Here is a 15,275-nt window from a genome sequence, read left to right as displayed (position 1 = left end):
GCCCGCAACGTGCCTCCTGTCCGTCTCCGCTCGCGTCTACGCGGCCGGCGCCTCTGCGGGGGTCGTCGCCCCGTAGACGGCGGTGAGGATGCTCTCCACCCACTGGATGAGGGCATCGTCCGGCAGCGCCTGGTCGTGCGGACGCGGCATCGGGATGCTCGTCGCGTTCTGCTGCGGGAACCAGCGCGCACCCGGGAACATGCGCTTCAGGCGCACCTGCGACGAGTCGGCGAGTTCCTTGCCGGCGACCCGCAGGTTCGAGCCCATCACCACGACGTCGGACAGGCCGACCTGCTGCGCCATGCGACGGAGGCGGGAGACCTCGACCAGGGTCTGCACGGCCTGCGGCGGCTGCCCGTAGCGGTCGGTGAGCTCGTCGAGCACCATGTCGATCGCGTTCGGCTGGGCCGTCGGGGCCGAGGCCGCCGAGAGCTTCTGGTACGCCTCGAGCCGGAGTCGCTCGGACTCGACGTAGTCCTCGGGGATGTGCGCGTCGACGGGGATCTCGAGCCGGAGCTCGGTCTGCCCCTCGGCGACGTCGCCACGGAACTGCGACACCGCCTCGCCGATCATCCGCAGGTACAGGTCGAACCCGACGCCCGCGATGTGGCCGGACTGCTCCCCGCCGAGCAGGTTGCCGGCCCCGCGGATCTCGAGGTCCTTCATGGCGACCTGCATGCCCGCGCCGAGCTCGTTGTTCGCGGCGATGGTCTCGAGGCGGTCCTGGGCGGTCTCGGAGAGCGGCTTGTCGGAGTCGTAGAGGAAGTACGCGTACCCGCGCTCCCGCCCGCGGCCGACACGACCGCGCAGCTGGTGCAGCTGCGACAGGCCGTACTTGTCCGCCTTGTCGATGATGAGCGTGTTCGCGTTCGCGATGTCCAGGCCCGTCTCGATGATCGTCGTCGAGACGAGGACGTCGAAGCGGCGCTCCCAGAAGTCGACCATGACCTGCTCGAGGGCGGTCTCCGACATCTGCCCGTGCGCCACGGCGATGCGGGCGTCCGGCACGATCTCGGCCAGGTGCGCGGCGACCGACTGGATGTCCTTCACGCGGTTGTGCACGTAGAACACCTGGCCCTCGCGCAGCAGCTCGCGGCGGATCGCCGCCGCCACCTGCAGGTCGGACTGCGGGCCGACGAAGGTCAGGATCGGGTGGCGGTCCTCGGGCGGGGTGGCCAGGGTCGACATCTCGCGGATGCCCGTGACCGCCATCTCGAGCGAGCGCGGGATCGGGGTCGCCGACATTGCCAGGACGTCGACGTTCGTCTTGAACTTCTTGAGCTGGTCCTTGTGCTCGACCCCGAACCGCTGTTCCTCGTCGATGATGACGAGCCCGACGTCCTTGAAGGTGATGCCCTGCGACAGGATCCGGTGGGTCGCGATGACGATGTCGACCGTGCCGTCGGCGAGCCCGGCGATCGTCTCCTTCGACTCCTTCTCGGTCTGGAACCGGCTCAGGGCGCGCAGGTGCACGGGAAACCCGGCGAAGCGCTCCTGGAACGTCTCCATGTGCTGGCGGACGAGCAGGGTCGTCGGGACGAGCATGACGACCTGCTTGCCGTCCTGCACGGCCTTGAACGCGGCACGGATCGCGACCTCGGTCTTGCCGTAGCCGACGTCACCGGACAGCAGGCGGTCCATCGGGATCGGGCGTTCCATGTCGCGCTTGATCTCGTCGATCGTGGTGAGCTGGTCGGCGGTCTCGGCGAACGGGAACGCCTCTTCCAGCTCGCGCTGCCACGGGGTGTCCGGGCCGAACGCGTGCCCCTTCGACGCCATCCGCGCCGAGTACAGCTTGACCAGGTCGACGGCGATGTCGCGGACGGCCTTGCGGGCCTTCGACTTGGCGGCGGACCAGTCCGATCCGCCCATCTTCGACAGGGTCGGGGACTCGCCACCGACGTAGCGCGACAGCTGGTCGAGCTGGTCGGTCGGCACGAAGAGCTTGTCGCCCGGGTAGTTGCGCTTCGACGGCGCGTACTCGAGCACGAGGTACTCGCGCTGCGTCTTCACGGCGTTGCGGCCGCCGCTGGAGACCTCGCGGCTGACGAGCTCGACGAACTTGCCGATGCCGTGGGTCGCGTGCACGACGACGTCGCCCGGCTTGAGCTGCAGCGGGTCGACGACGTTCTTGCGGCGGCTCGCGAGCTTCTTGACGGTGCGGGCGCCCTGCTGGACGCTGCGGCCGTAGAACTCCGCCTCGCTCAGGACCGCGATGCGGGGGTCGGGGATCGCGAAGCCGTGCTCGACGGTCGCGGTCGTCACGACGGCGAACCCCGGCTCGGGCGGCGCGTCGACCGCTGCGGCACGGGCGGCGACCCCGGCGTCGGCGAGCACCTGCACCGCACGCTCGACGAGGCCCTGGCCCTGCGCGGTCACCACGACGGCCCACCCGTCGTCGGTCAGCGACTTGACGTGCGCGATCGCCCCGTCGGCGCTGCCGGCGAAGCTCGGGACGGCCTCGGCCCGGACGCGGATGTACTCGCCGGCCTCGGCAGCGGCCTCGGCGTCGGTGAGGACGCGCTCGGTGTCCCCTTCGTCGAGGCCGGAGTCGAACGGCGAGACCGTCCACCAGGTGCGCTGCCCCCGGGTGTTCTTGAGCTGCTGCACGGTCAGGAAGTTGCCCGCGTCGAGGTCGATCGGCGCCTGGGCACCGGCGACCGCTGCGCTCCAGGCCGCCTGCAGGAACTCGGTGTTCGTCTCGGCGAGGCTGTTCGCGCGGCCGTTCACCCGCTCGGGCGAGAACACCGCGATGGTGGCGTCGTCCGGCAGGTAGGAGGTCATCGGCACGAGGTCCTGCACGAGCGCCGGGGCGAGGGACTCCATGCCCTCGACCGGGATGCCCTCGGCGATCTTCGCGAGCATCTGCGACAGGTTCGGGAACTCGTGCAGCATCTCGCGCGCCCGCTGCCGGACGTCGTCGCTGAGCAGGAGCTCGCGCGAGGCGGTCAGCTCGACCGAGCCGAGGTCGTCCTCGGTCGTGCGCTGGTCGGCGACGGAGAACGCCTTGATCGCCTCGATCTCGTCGCCGAAGAAGTCGACGCGTGCCGGGTGGTCGGCCGTCGGCGGGAAGACGTCGAGGATGCCACCGCGCACCGCGAACTCACCACGGCGGGTGACGAGGTCGACACGCGAGTAGGCGAGGTCCACCAGCTGGGACGCGATCGCAGCCAGGTCGTTGCCCCGCGAGTCGGTCCGCAGCACCACGGGCGCCAGGGACGTCAGGTTGCTCGCGATCGGCTGCAGCGCGGCGCGGACGCTCGCGACGACGATGGTCTGGCGGCGCTCGGCCGGGTCCGCCGCCTGCCACGCCGCGAGCTTCCGGAGCGTCGCGATCCGCGTGCCGACGGTCTGGGCACTCGGGCTGAGGCGTTCGTGCGGCAGGGTCTCCCACGCCGGGAACTCGAGCACGTCGGCGCCGGGGACGTAGCTGCCGAACGCTTCGCGGACCGCCTCGGCTTCACGCCCGGTCGCCGTGATGACGAGGACGCACTGCGGGCCGTTGCGCTCGGCGAGCAGCGCGCCGAGCAGCGGCACGCGCAGGCCGTCCACGACGGAGAAGTCGGCGTCGCGCGGTGCGGCGCGCAGCACGCGATCGAAGGCGGAGGCGCGCGAGAGCGCAGGGATGATGCCCGAGATCGTCACTCAGGAGATGGTACCGGCCGCCACCGACACCGGCCGCGACGTGCGCGACGGGCGAACAGCGCGACGCCCGGCACGGAGCGCTCAGGACGGAGCGTGCACGCGCTGCTGTGCGGCGAGCAGCCCGACCTCGGCGATCGCCTGTACCGCGTCCGCGGCGTCGGCCAGCAGGATCGGCAGCGTCTTCTTCTCGGCTGCGGAGAAGTCACGCAGCACGTAGTCGGCCGGGTCCTGCCGACCGGGCGGACGCCCGATGCCGACCCGGACGCGCATGAACTCGTTCGTCCCGGTGGCCTTGATGATGTCGCGCAGCCCGTTGTGCCCACCGTGCCCGCCACTGCCCTTCAGGCGGACGGTGTCGAACGGCAGGTCGAGCTCGTCGTGCACGACGACGAGGTCGGCCGGGGTGGCGCTGTAGAACCCGAGCACCGAGGAGACCGGTCCGCCCGAGGTGTTCATGAACGACCCGGGCTTCGCCAGCACGAGTCGGGTGCCGCCGGGCACCAGGCGCCCCTCGGCGACCTGGTTCGGCGTCTTGTGCTTCTTGAACGTCGCTCCCATGCGGGAGGCGAGTTCGTCGAGGACCATCTGGCCGACGTTGTGGCGGTTGCCGGCGTAGTCGGGCCCGGGGTTCCCGAGCCCGACCACCACGAGGATTCGATCCGTCACAGCGTCGACCAGATGTCTTCGAAGGGGTGTTACTCGGAGTCCGCGGCGCCCTCGGCACCCGACTCGGCGCCGGCCTCGGCCGAGGCCTCGTCCGCAGCGTCGTCGTCAGCGGTGCCACGCGGGGTGACGATCGCGACGACCAGCGCCTCGGGGTCGGTCTCGAGCTCGGCGCCCTCGGGGAGCTCGAGCTGCGCGGCGTGGATCTGCACGCCGTCCTCGAGGCCCTCGACGTTCACGGAGACGTGCTCCGGGATGTCGGTGGCGAGCACGAGCAGCGAGATCGTGTTGAGGTCCTGCACGTGGATGGTGCCGGAGAAGGACTCGCCCTCGATGACGACGGGCACGTCGACCGTGACCTTCTCGCCGCGGCGGAGGACCACGAGGTCGATGTGCTCGATGATCTGGCGCACCGGGTCACGCTGGACGTCCTTGACGAGGGCGAGCTGCGCAGCACCCTCGATGTCGAGGTCGACGACCGCGTTGGCGGTACGGACGAGCAGCATGGTCTCGTGACCGGGCAGCGAGATGTGCTTCGGCTCGGTGCCGTGGCCGTAGACGACCGCGGGGATCTTGTCGGCCGCGCGGAGCTTGCGAGCAGCGCCCTTGCCGAACTTGGTGCGGACTTCCGCTGCGAGCTTGGTGTAGTCGGCCATGGTGCCTCCTGGTGTCGGGGACGACGCCGGGGTGCCGGCATCGTGGGGGTCTGTGGTGTTGCAACTCGAACGCGTGCACGCGTGAGGAACGATCCCAGGGTCTTGCCGGGTATCCCACCGCGTCGATCACGGCCGCGCGTACGCAGCCCTCGCCGAAGTCAGGGATTGAGTCTAGCAGGGCCGTCCGGGCGTGTCGTCCCGTGATCTGCCCGCTCCGGCTGCGACGACGCTCAGCGGCCGACCTCCCGCCGGTGCTCCTGCGCGGCGTGGAGGACGTCGCGCGCCCGGTCGCTCGCCGCCTCAGCGTCGTCGCGGGCTGCCTCGAGCCGGGTGATCTCGGCCTCGGCCTGCTCGAGGGCACGCTGGAGCTCCGCGCGGCGCTCCTCCGCCTGTTCGAGATCGGCCTCGGCGGTGTCGAGTGCGGCGTCGGCATCGCGGGACTCCGTGCGCGCTGCGGTCTCGGCCTGGCGCGCGGCCTTCCGGTCGGCAGCCGGGTCGCGCTTCGGTTCGGGTTCGGGTTCGGGTTCGGGTTCGGGTTCGGGTTCGGCGTCCGGTTCCGGAGCGTCACGCTGCGCGGGCCTGGAGGCACGGCTCGCCTTCCGCGCACCCCTCGCCTGGGAGATGGGGATGGGTGGGGCATCGCTGCCGGACCAGGCATCGGGCACCGCGTCCGGATCCGCGAGCGCCCCGTCGAGGTCAACCGCGTCGAACCCCACGCTCTCGAGCGCCGTCACGAGCAGCCCCGACCGGACGGCCGCGCCGGCGTGCGGATCCGCCATCGCCGCCTCGATCGTCGACCGGACCTGCTCGAGCACCGCCGGGGTGACGGGATGTCCGGCGTCGGACGCCAGGTCCGCACCGGCCTGCGCGAGGGCGTCGACGACCTCGGCGCGCTGCCGACGGAGGGTCCGGATCGCGTCGGGGTCGGCGTCGGCCTGCGCCTTCCGGAGCGCCGGTCCGAGGTCGACGGCGTCGTCGAGGGCACCGTCGTGGGCGAGCAGGTCGATCACCCAGGCGGCCGGTGAGGGCTTCCGGAGCTTCCCGATCGCCGTAGCGAGGGCGCGGTCGTCCTTCCGCACCGCGCGCTGCCGTGCGGTGCGCTCGGCGACGAAGTCCTGCGGCGCGACGAGCAGCAGCTCCCTGGCGACGTCGGCGAACTCCATGCGACCACTGTGCCAGCCAGGATGCCGGGTACTACCAGTCGTGGACGGTGCCGTCGGCCAGGCGGTTGAACGGCAGGTACGCCTGCTCGTAGGGGTACTTGCCGGCCTCGTCGACGTCGAGGCTGACCCCGAGGCCCGGCTCGTCCCCCGGGTGCAGGTAGCCGTCGGTGAACGTGAACGTCTGGTGGAACACCTGGTTGGTCTGCGGTCCGTGCTGCATGTACTCCTGGATGCCGAAGTTGTGGATCGCGAGCCCGAGGTGCATCTGCGCGGCGAGCCCCACCGGGGAGATGTCGGTCGGCCCGTGGAAGCCGGACTTGACCTGGTACAGCGCCGCGTACTCCATCGTCTTCTTGAGCGGGGTGACGCCGCCCATGTGCGTGACGGCACCGCGGACGTAGTCGATGAGCTGATCGCGGATGATGTCCTTGAAGTCCCAGATGGTGTTGAAGACCTCCCCGATCGCCAGCGGCGTCGTGGTGTGCTGCCGGACGAGCTTCAGGGCCTCCTGGTTCTCGGCGGGGGTGCAGTCCTCGAGCCAGAACAGGTCGTACGGCTCGAGCGACTTGCCGAGCTTGGCGGCCTGCAGCGGGGTCATCCGGTGGTGGCCGTCGTGCAGCAGCGGCAGTTCGGGGCCGAACTCGTTGCGGACGGCCTCGAACACGGTGGGCACGTGGCGCAGGTAGGCGCGGGTGTCCCAGTCCTCCATCGCCGGGTACGCCCCGCGCTGGGCGGGCTCGAAGTCGTAGCGGACTCCGGCGTTGCCCTCGGTGGTCCTGTTCGACGCGATGCCGTAGATGGACTCGAGGCCGGGGACACCGGTCTGCACGCGGATCGAGCGGTAGCCCTCTTCCTGGTGCTCGCGGATGGAGTCGAACAGCTCGGGCAGCTCCTTGCCCGAGGCGTGGCCGTACGCCATGAGCCCGGTGCGCGATGCCCCGCCGAGCAGCTGGTACAGCGGCATCCCGGCGACCTTCGCCTTGATGTCCCAGAGGGCCATGTCGACGGCCGCGATCGCGGCCATGGTGACCGGACCACGGCGCCAGTACGACGACCGGTACAGGAACTGCCAGGCGTCCTCGATGCGGCTGGCGTCACGGCCGACGAGCAGCGGGACGACGTGCTCGGACAGGTAGGCGGAGACCGCGAGCTCGCGGCCGTTCAGGGTGGCGTCGCCGAGCCCGGTGACGCCGTCGGCCGTGGTGAGCTTGAGCGTCACGAAGTTCCGGTTCGGGCTGGTCACGATGACCTCGGCCCGCTCGATCAGCTGGCCGCGGTCCGCCGAGGCCCAGGTGTCCGGACGGCCGGCGGTGGTCTCGGCCGGCCCGCTGTCGGTGGCACCGGGGACCGGGGCCGCGGGGTTCGTGGTGTTCGTGTCGGTCATGCGTGGACTCCTCCGTTGGAGCGTTCGCGGGCGCGTGCCGCGGCGGTGCGGATGCGGTCGGCCGCCGCCGTCACGGCGGCGACCACGGGGGTGGTGTCGAGTTCGGGCGCGATGGCGGCCAGGACGTCGTGCACGTCCGAGTCTGGCCCCGGGGCACCGGGGTCGTCCACCAGGTCGGACTGCTCGGTGACGTGCAACCACCATGCGGCGAGGGCGGTGGCCGCTCCGGTGCCGATGCCGGCCGAGGGGTCGCGGGCGAGCCGGTGCCGCACGACGTCGACGACACGGACGGGCAGCTTCTGCGAGCCGCCGGACGCGATCTGCCGCAGGGTGTGCCGGATGCGCGGGTTGGCGAACCGTTCGACCAGGGCCGTGCGGGCTTCTCTGACCTCGGCCTCGGGCAGCGGGAGCTCGAGCGCGGCTTCGTCCCAGAGCTGCTCGACGGCGCTGCGGCAGACCGGGTCGTCCATCGCCTCGGCCACGGTGTCGTGGCCGAGCTGCAATCCCAGGTAGGCGAGGAGCGAGTGCGAGCCGTTCAGCAGCCAGAGCTTCCGCTGCTCGTACGGGGTGACGTCGTCGACGATGCGCACCCCGGCGGTCTCCCACGCGGGGCGGTCGATCCCGTCGAAGGCGTCCTCGAGCACCCACTCGGCGAACGGCTCGGTGACGACGGGGACCCGGTCTCCGGCGAGCGCACCCGGCAGTTCCGAGAGGCGCACGACGTCGTCGTCGGTGGTGGCCGGGGTGATCCGGTCGACCATCGAGCTCGGGAACGTGACGTTCGCCTCGATCCAGTCGCGCAGGGCGTCGTCGGTGACGGCGTCGAGCACGGCGTCCCGCAGGACCGCCCCGTTGTGCGTCAGGTTGTCGAGACTGACCAGCGCGATGCGCCCGGAGCCGGCGGCACGGCGGGCGTCGAGCCCCGCGACCAGCCGCGACGGCACGTCGGAACCGGGCCGGTAGCCCTGCTCGGTGACCGTCAGCGTGACGATGGTCGTCTCGGGGGACGCGACCACGTGCCTCCAGGCCGTGTCGTCGCTGCCCGGGTGGGCGGCCACGATCGTGTCGACCACCTCGGCTCCGTCGCCGGACGCGGCTCGGGTGACGAGCGTGTACCGGCAGTCCTGCGCGGCCAACGCATCCGCGGCCGCGGGCGAGCGGCCGGTGAAGGCGGTGATGCCCCACGGCTCCCCCGTGGTGTGGGCGGTGTACCAGGCGAGGTGGGCACGAGCGAACGCGCCCACCCCCAGGTGGACGATGCCCGGACGCCGATCGGTCATGCCGACACCGGTACGAGGGAGCGGAGGTACGCCAGGTTGTCGGCGGTGCGGGTCTCGAGCGGGAGGTCGGTGGAGAAGTCCTCGATGGTGACCCACCCGTCGTACCCGACCTGGCGGAGCGCGTCGAGGTACTCGGACACCGACGCCTGGCCGGTGCGCAGGGGTGCCCACTCGTGCTGCCAGATCGAACTGCCGTCGGCACGGGTGTCGCCGGTGTCCACCCAGCGGGCGTTCTTCACGTGGGCGTGTGCCAGGTACGGCCCGAGCAGTTCGAACGCGGCGAGGTGGTCCTCGTACCCCTCGATCACGAGGTTGCCGAGGTCGTGGATGACGCCGACGTGTGCGGGGTCGAGACCGTCGATCAGTCGCAGTGCCGCGGAGGCCGACGGCGTGATCGTCATGTGGTGCAGCTCGACGAGTGCTTTCACGCCGAGCTCCGACGCACGCGACGCGACCCACTCGAGGTCGGCGCGGGTGCGGTCGAAGAGCTGCGGGTAGGTCTCGCCGGTGCGTTCCTGCTCGGCACGGTAGTGCGGCATCGTGACGCGGACCTGCCGGGCGCCGAGTTCGCTGGTCACGCGCAGCATGGTCTCGACGCCGTCGTGGTCGGCAGCCGGCTGGTAGCCGCCGATGCCCGAGTACTCGAGCCCGGCTGCTTCGGTGACCCGGGCGATCTCGCCGACCCGGTCGCGGATGCCGGTGTACTGCCACGTCGAGTTGTTGCCCGCCCAGAACGACCGCTCGGCGGGGACCTCGGCGCCGTCGGCCGGGCGGTCGTCGACGATGCGCCACTCGATGCCGTCCCAGCCCTGTGCGGCCAGGGTCTCGGCGGCTTCGGACGGGGTCCAGTCGGGGGTGGAGGCGGTGAACACGGAGAACTTCATCGGGTGGCTCCTTCGGTCGCGCTGGCGGTGGCGGGTGTGCCGACGACCGGCACCACATCGTCGTACTTCCCCTCGATCACGTCGTCGATGCGCACGGGGTGTCCGAGCGTCGCGCTGACGTAGAGCCCGCGGACGGTGGCGAGCGACACGAGGGCCGCATCGACGGTGACACCCGGTTCGCGGCCCTGCCGGATCGCGTCGACGATGTCCGTGTACTGCCGAGCGTGCCCCGCGGCGAAGTGGTCGGGTTCGGCCGGGCCGCCGACGACGTGCTCGGGCGGGACGATCTGGTCCTTCTGGTCGACCGCACCGGCGACCGCGGTGGCGTTCGACGTGGTGGACGCGGACTCGAGCGTGGCGGTGTCCGGGGCGATGTGGAAGTACGCGAGCCGGTCGTCGTCGACGATGGCGGAGCCGTGCGTGCCGTACACGGCGTACCGGGCGGAGAGCCCCGGGTACGCGGCGGTCGTGCAGTGAACGACCCCGAGCGCCCCGCCGGCGAACCGGACGGTGGCGACGGCGGTGTCCTCGACCTCGATCCGGTCGTGCGCGAGCAGGCCGGTCTGCGCGGAGATCTCGACCGGACGACCGAGCGCCCAGACGAGCAGGTCGACGGTGTGCACGCCCTGGTTCATCACCGCGCCGCCGCCGTCGAGCGCCCAGGTGCCGCGCCAGTCACCGGAGTCGTAGTACCCCTGCGACCGGTACCACGCGACGCTCGCGAGCCCCGAGGTCACGGTGCCGAACCCGCCGTCGTGCGCGGCCCGGGCGACGGCTGCCGACGCCGGGTCGAAGCGGTGCTGGCTGATGACGCTCGTGACGAGCCCGCGGTCACGAGCGTCTGCGGCGAGCGCCGCGATCTGCCGGGCCCGGGGCATCGTGGTGTCGAGCGGCTTCTCGATGACGACGTGCTTGCCGGCGGCCAGGGCGGCCTCGGCGAGCTGCACGTGCATGCCGGACGGCGAGCAGATCGCGACGACGTCGATGTCGGTCTGTTCGATCGCCTCCTCGATGGTGGACGTCGTGATCGGGCGGGCGACGCCCATCGCCTCGATTGCGTCGGCTGCGCTCGTGGCGGCTTCGGGCACGGCGTCGACGAGGGCGATGACCTGCAGGTCGGGGTGGTGGACGGCGACGGTGGCGTGGTGGCGTCCGATGACACCGGCGCCGACGACGGCCAGGCGGAGCGGGTTGGTGGGTTCGGTCATCGCAGGGTGACTCCGATCTGGTCGGTGAGGGTGCGGAAGGCCCGGCCGGCACGACCGAAGGCCGCGGGGCCGGAGAACCCGCCGAGGGAGGTGAAATCGCTGAGGTGCGGCTCGAGCGAGGCGTACCCGGAGTAGCCGGCGTCGCAGAGCGCGGTGAGGGTCTGGAGCAGTTCGCCGTCACCCTCGCCCGCGGGGACCACCGACGAGTCGGCGGCGAGGGCGTCCTTGACCTGCAGGTAGTCGACGTACGGGGCGAGCTGCTCCCAGCCGTCGGTGAAGGGCCGGACGCCGCACTGCACGTAGTTCGCGTTGTCCCAGGCCAGGCGGAGCGCCGGCGACCCGACGCTCTCGACGATGTCGAGCACCCGCGCGGGGACGTCGCCGTAGATGTCCTTCTCGTTCTCGTGCAGCAGGGTCACCCCTTCGCGCTCGGCGAGGTCGGCGAGCGCCCGCATCCGGACGAGGACGTCGTCGCGGACGTCGTCGGGCGTGCGGCCCTCGAAGTAGAACGAGAAGATCCGGATGTTCGTCGTGCCGAGGGCGTGCGCGGCACGGATCGCACGGGCGAGCCGTGACACCTCGTGCTCGACGGGCTCGTCGACGGGCACCTTGCCGATCGGCGAGGCGATCGCGGACACGGTCTGCCCGCGCTCGTCGAGCAGCCGGTGGAGTCCGGCGAGCTGGTCCTCGTCGAGGTCGACGACGTTGACGCCCCAGGCGCTGCGGACCTCGATGGCGCTCGCGCCGAGCGCCTGGAGGACCGCGACCTGGACGACCGGATCGGCGTCGATCTCGTCGCCGAAACCGGAGAGTTCCCAACTGGGCTGGGTCATTGCATTCCCTTCATGAGGTGGAGCAGCCGGGCCCCCGCAGCCGGTTCCGGTGCGACGCGCCAGCGGCGGACCGGCCGTGCCGGTGGGGAGAGGCGCGGGGCGGGCTGGCACCGCGCCTCCAGGCAGTCTGTGGACAAGTCGGCAGACTGCACAGCGCTACTTGACGGAGCCGGCGGTGAGCCCGCCGACCAGGTAGCGCTGGAAGATCAGGTACAGGGCGACGACGGGGACGGCGCAGACGATCGAGGCGGCCATCATCTGGCCGTAGATCGGGACGGCGCCGCCCTCCTGGGTGGTGCCGAGCACCTGCAGGACCACGGCGACCGTCCGGGTGTTCGGGGTCGTCATGATCGTGGAGAACAGGACGTCGTTCCAGCCGAGCAGGAAGGCGAAGATCGCGGACACGACGATGCCGGGCCACGACAGCGGGAGGACGATCTTCGTCAGGATCTTCGTCGAGCTGGCGCCGTCGATGCGCGCCGCTTCTTCGAGCTCCTTCGGCAGGCCGCGCAGGTAGGTGACCATGACCCACGTCGAGAACGGCAGGGCGAACGTCAGGTAGGTGACGAACAGGCCCCAGCGGGTGCCGATGATCTGCACGCCGGTGGCGCTGGCGATGTTCGAGAACACCACGAAGACCGGCAGGAGCAGGAGCGTGCCGGGGATCGACTGCAGGGCGAGGAGCCCACGCAGGATCGTCAGCCGCCCGAGGAACCGGAACCGGACGAGCACGTAGGCCGTGGACACGGCGAGCGCGGCACTCGCGACGGCGACGGCACCGGCGGTGAGCATCGAGTTCACCAGTCCCTCGCCGAGGGCGACCGTCGACCAGATGTCCACGTAGTTCGACAGCGTGAACTCGGACGGGAAGTACTCGCCGCGGGCGACCGCGACGTCGGAGTTGACCGAGCCGAACAGGATGTAGAGCACCGGGACGGCGATGAACGCGATGATCACCGCGATGACGGTGACGAGCAGCCAGCGCGGCAGCAGCCGGGTGACGTCGGTGTCGTAGGGACGCTTGCTCCGTCGCCCGCCGTTGCCGGTCGTGATGCTCTCGGTGAGCGTCGCGGTGGGGCGGGTGCGGGTGCTGAAGGACGTGCTCGGGGTGGTCATGCGCGTGCTCCGTCGATGTCGGCGGCGGTCGGGGCGGCGGCGAGCGTGGCGCGGTCGGCGCGACGCTGCTTCCGGTTGGGGCCGGCGTCGTCGCCGGTGTCGAGCTTGACCGCCCGCAGGTAGACGAACAGCGGGATCGCCACGATCACGAGCGAGCAGATCGCCATCGCTGCGGACAGGCCGAAGCGGAACGACTGGAAGCTCGCGATGTACGTCAGGACGGGCATCACCTCGACGCTGGACGGCAGCGGGATGCCGAACAGCACGAACGGCAGCGTGAAGTTGTTGATGTTGTGCAGGATCGAGATGATCACCGCGAGGCTGAGGGGTCCGCGCAGGTACGGGAAGATGATGTACCGCAGCTTCGCCCACCAGGTCACCCCGTCGAGCGCGGCGGCCTCGTGCACCTCGTTGTCCACGGCCTGCAGTCCGGCCAGGGACAGCAGGTAGACGAAGGGCCAGCTCGTCCAGATCATCACGCCGGCGAGCGCCCAGTACGACGCCGAGCCGTTCAGCCACAGCACGTCGGTGTGCAGGATCGAGTTCACGACGCCCTGCGGCTGGAGCATCGTGCGGAAGAACGTGCCGACGACGAATGCCGGGAGCACGTACGGGATCAGGTAGATCGATCGGACGAGCCCGCGACCGGGGAACCGGTTCTGCGTCGAGATCGCGGCGGCGACCCCGATCGGCACGGTCACCGCGGTGACGAGCACCGACAGCGACACCGAGATCCAGATGGAGTGCAGCAGCGGCGAGTTCGTGAACGCCTCGGTGAAGTTGGCGAACCCGACGAACGGAGCGCTGAACCACTGGCGGAGCGTGTACTGGTCGAGGTCGAGCATCGCGATCCAGAAGCCCACCAGGAGCGGCACCACGATGACGGCGAGCATGAGGACCCCGCCGGGCAGGAGCATCCACAGCGGGCGCTCGCGTTTGTAGAGGGGCGTCTTGCCGGCCGGGCGGACCGGCCGGGGCGGCGCCGCGTCGGTGCGGGGCCTGGTCTGCGTGCTGGTCATCACAGACCTCCGTTCTTCTGACGGTCGAGGGTGGCCTGGGCGTCCTTCTGGGCGTCCTGCAGTCGCTTGCGGAGCTGGTCGTCGGTGACCTCGCCGGACTTCAGCGACGGGATCGACTGCACGACCACGTCGACCAGGGCGAGCTGGATGTCGGACCAGGCGCCGGTGAACGCGGTCGGCTTGGACAGGCGGCCGGCGTCGATGATCGGCTTGAGCTGCGGGTTGTCGGCTGCCAGGTCGGCGGCGGCCGACGCGTTGGTCGGCAGGTTGCCGAACAGGTCGTAGTACTCGAGCTGGGCCTTCGGGGCGCTGAGCTGCTTGACGAACGCGAACGACAGCTCCTGCTTGGTGCCGTAGTCGGCGACGACCCAGTTGTCGCCGGACAGGATGCTGGCGGCCTCGATCCCGTCGGACGGCCGCTCGGACGCCCCCGGCGGGACGGTGGGCAGCAGGGCGAACTCGTACTTGCCGTCGACCTTGGTGTCCGTGAAGGAGTTGATGGCGGTGGTGGTGGTCATCGGGAAGAACGCGGCCTTGCCCTCAATGAACTGCGCGAGGGCCTGGGCGTTGTTCCAACCGATCGCGGCCGGGTCGACGACGCCGTCCTTCGTGACCCAGTCGAAGTAGGTGCGGTAGGCGTTCTCGACGGCCTTGCTGTCGATCTCGGCCTTCGAACCGTCGACGATCGTGTTGCCGGCGTTCTGGGCCATCCCCCACACGAACTTCCAGGGGTCGAAGCCGTCGGCGTAGGCGATCGCCATTCCGTGGCGACCGTCACCCGTGGTGGCCTTCGCGTCGGCGGTGAGCTCGTCCCACGTCGTGGGCATGTCGGTGATCCCCGCCTTGGCGAGCAGGTCCTTGTTCACCGCCATCACGAACGGACGGCTGGCGAACGGGATCCCGATCTGCTTCGACGCACTCGGACCGGAGATGCCGAACGACGCGGGGTCGAACTGGTCCTTGCCGCCGATCGCGTCCCACTCCTTCGTGCCCATCTCGACGAAGGCACCGGTGGCGTACGCGGTCGGGGTGAAGGTCGTGCCGATCGCGTAGACGTCGGGGCCCTGGCCGGAGATGACGCTCGTCTGGATCGCGGTCAGTTCCTCCTGCGCGGACGAGTAGGTCTCCCACTGGATGTCCGCACCGGTCGTGCGCTTGAACTCGGCGGCGGTGTCCCGCTGCCACTGCTTGCGTTCCTTGGGGTAGGTGGTGTCCGCGCCCATCATCACGCGGAGGGTGTTCGGGTCGTCGCCGCTGCCGTTCACCACGGCACATCCCTGCAGGGACAGTGCGGTGAGGGCGACCACGGCGACGGCACCGACGAGGGTGCGGACTTGCAGTCTTCGCGTCTTCACGGGGGTTTCCTCCTCGAGACCTCCTCCGAGCGGCGCTGCTCGGTGGCACCACTGTTCCGCCGTTGGCAA

Annotated in this window: 12 protein-coding genes; all 12 read right to left on the bottom strand. The window is 70.7% G+C overall.

The features are described from left to right. Nucleotides 1–36: 36 nt before the first annotated feature. The gene (mfd, locus tag DEI98_RS14285; RefSeq protein WP_111101096.1) at nt 37–3,645 is read right to left on the bottom strand and encodes a transcription-repair coupling factor; all 3,609 of its coding nucleotides are present in this window, start codon (nt 3,643–3,645) and stop codon (nt 37–39) included. A gap of 81 nt (nt 3,646–3,726) precedes the next feature. Then, nucleotides 3,727–4,311, bottom strand: a complete 585-nt coding sequence (gene pth, locus DEI98_RS14280) for an aminoacyl-tRNA hydrolase (RefSeq protein WP_111101095.1) — start codon at nt 4,309–4,311, stop codon at nt 3,727–3,729. A 29-nt stretch (nt 4,312–4,340) separates the two neighbouring features. Beyond that, nucleotides 4,341–4,964, bottom strand: a complete 624-nt coding sequence (locus tag DEI98_RS14275; protein WP_071405234.1) for a 50S ribosomal protein L25/general stress protein Ctc — start codon at nt 4,962–4,964, stop codon at nt 4,341–4,343. 230 nt (nt 4,965–5,194) lie between these two features. Next, nucleotides 5,195–6,127: a hypothetical protein gene (locus DEI98_RS18755; protein ID WP_181438050.1), complete on the bottom strand. Its 933-nt coding sequence runs from the start codon at nt 6,125–6,127 to the stop codon at nt 5,195–5,197. A gap of 31 nt (nt 6,128–6,158) precedes the next feature. After that, nucleotides 6,159–7,511: a D-mannonate dehydratase ManD gene (manD, locus tag DEI98_RS14265; RefSeq protein WP_246521547.1), complete on the bottom strand. Its 1,353-nt coding sequence runs from the start codon at nt 7,509–7,511 to the stop codon at nt 6,159–6,161. After that, the gene (locus DEI98_RS14260; protein WP_110865041.1) at nt 7,508–8,791 is read right to left on the bottom strand and encodes a mannitol dehydrogenase family protein; all 1,284 of its coding nucleotides are present in this window, start codon (nt 8,789–8,791) and stop codon (nt 7,508–7,510) included. Before DEI98_RS14260 ends, manD begins: the two co-directional genes overlap by 4 nt. Beyond that, nucleotides 8,788–9,675 (bottom strand): sugar phosphate isomerase/epimerase, encoded by an 888-nt coding sequence (locus DEI98_RS14255; RefSeq protein ID WP_111101094.1) that lies wholly within the window; start codon nt 9,673–9,675, stop codon nt 8,788–8,790. The genes DEI98_RS14260 and DEI98_RS14255 overlap by 4 nt, the downstream gene beginning before the upstream one ends. Continuing rightward, entirely contained in the window at nt 9,672–10,883 is a 1,212-nt protein-coding gene (locus tag DEI98_RS14250; RefSeq protein WP_111101093.1) for a Gfo/Idh/MocA family protein, read from the bottom strand. Before DEI98_RS14250 ends, DEI98_RS14255 begins: the two co-directional genes overlap by 4 nt. Further along, nucleotides 10,880–11,716: a sugar phosphate isomerase/epimerase gene (locus tag DEI98_RS14245; RefSeq protein ID WP_111101092.1), complete on the bottom strand. Its 837-nt coding sequence runs from the start codon at nt 11,714–11,716 to the stop codon at nt 10,880–10,882. The genes DEI98_RS14250 and DEI98_RS14245 overlap by 4 nt, the downstream gene beginning before the upstream one ends. Nucleotides 11,717–11,872: 156 nt before the next feature. Next, nucleotides 11,873–12,832: a carbohydrate ABC transporter permease gene (locus DEI98_RS14240; protein WP_220037083.1), complete on the bottom strand. Its 960-nt coding sequence runs from the start codon at nt 12,830–12,832 to the stop codon at nt 11,873–11,875. After that, the gene (locus DEI98_RS14235; protein ID WP_027464479.1) at nt 12,829–13,851 is read right to left on the bottom strand and encodes a carbohydrate ABC transporter permease; all 1,023 of its coding nucleotides are present in this window, start codon (nt 13,849–13,851) and stop codon (nt 12,829–12,831) included. The genes DEI98_RS14240 and DEI98_RS14235 overlap by 4 nt, the downstream gene beginning before the upstream one ends. Beyond that, nucleotides 13,851–15,206 carry an ABC transporter substrate-binding protein gene (locus DEI98_RS14230; RefSeq protein WP_181438049.1) on the bottom strand — a complete coding sequence of 452 codons (1,356 nt, stop codon included), beginning with the start codon at nt 15,204–15,206 and terminating at the stop codon, nt 13,851–13,853. Before DEI98_RS14230 ends, DEI98_RS14235 begins: the two co-directional genes overlap by 1 nt. Nucleotides 15,207–15,275: the final 69 nt, after the last annotated feature.

It is taken from the genome of Curtobacterium sp. MCLR17_034, from assembly GCF_003234485.1.
GTDB classification, from domain to species: domain Bacteria; phylum Actinomycetota; class Actinomycetes; order Actinomycetales; family Microbacteriaceae; genus Curtobacterium; species Curtobacterium flaccumfaciens.
Note: the sequence above shows the minus strand (reverse complement) of the source record. Positions and strands in the feature narration are given on the sequence as shown.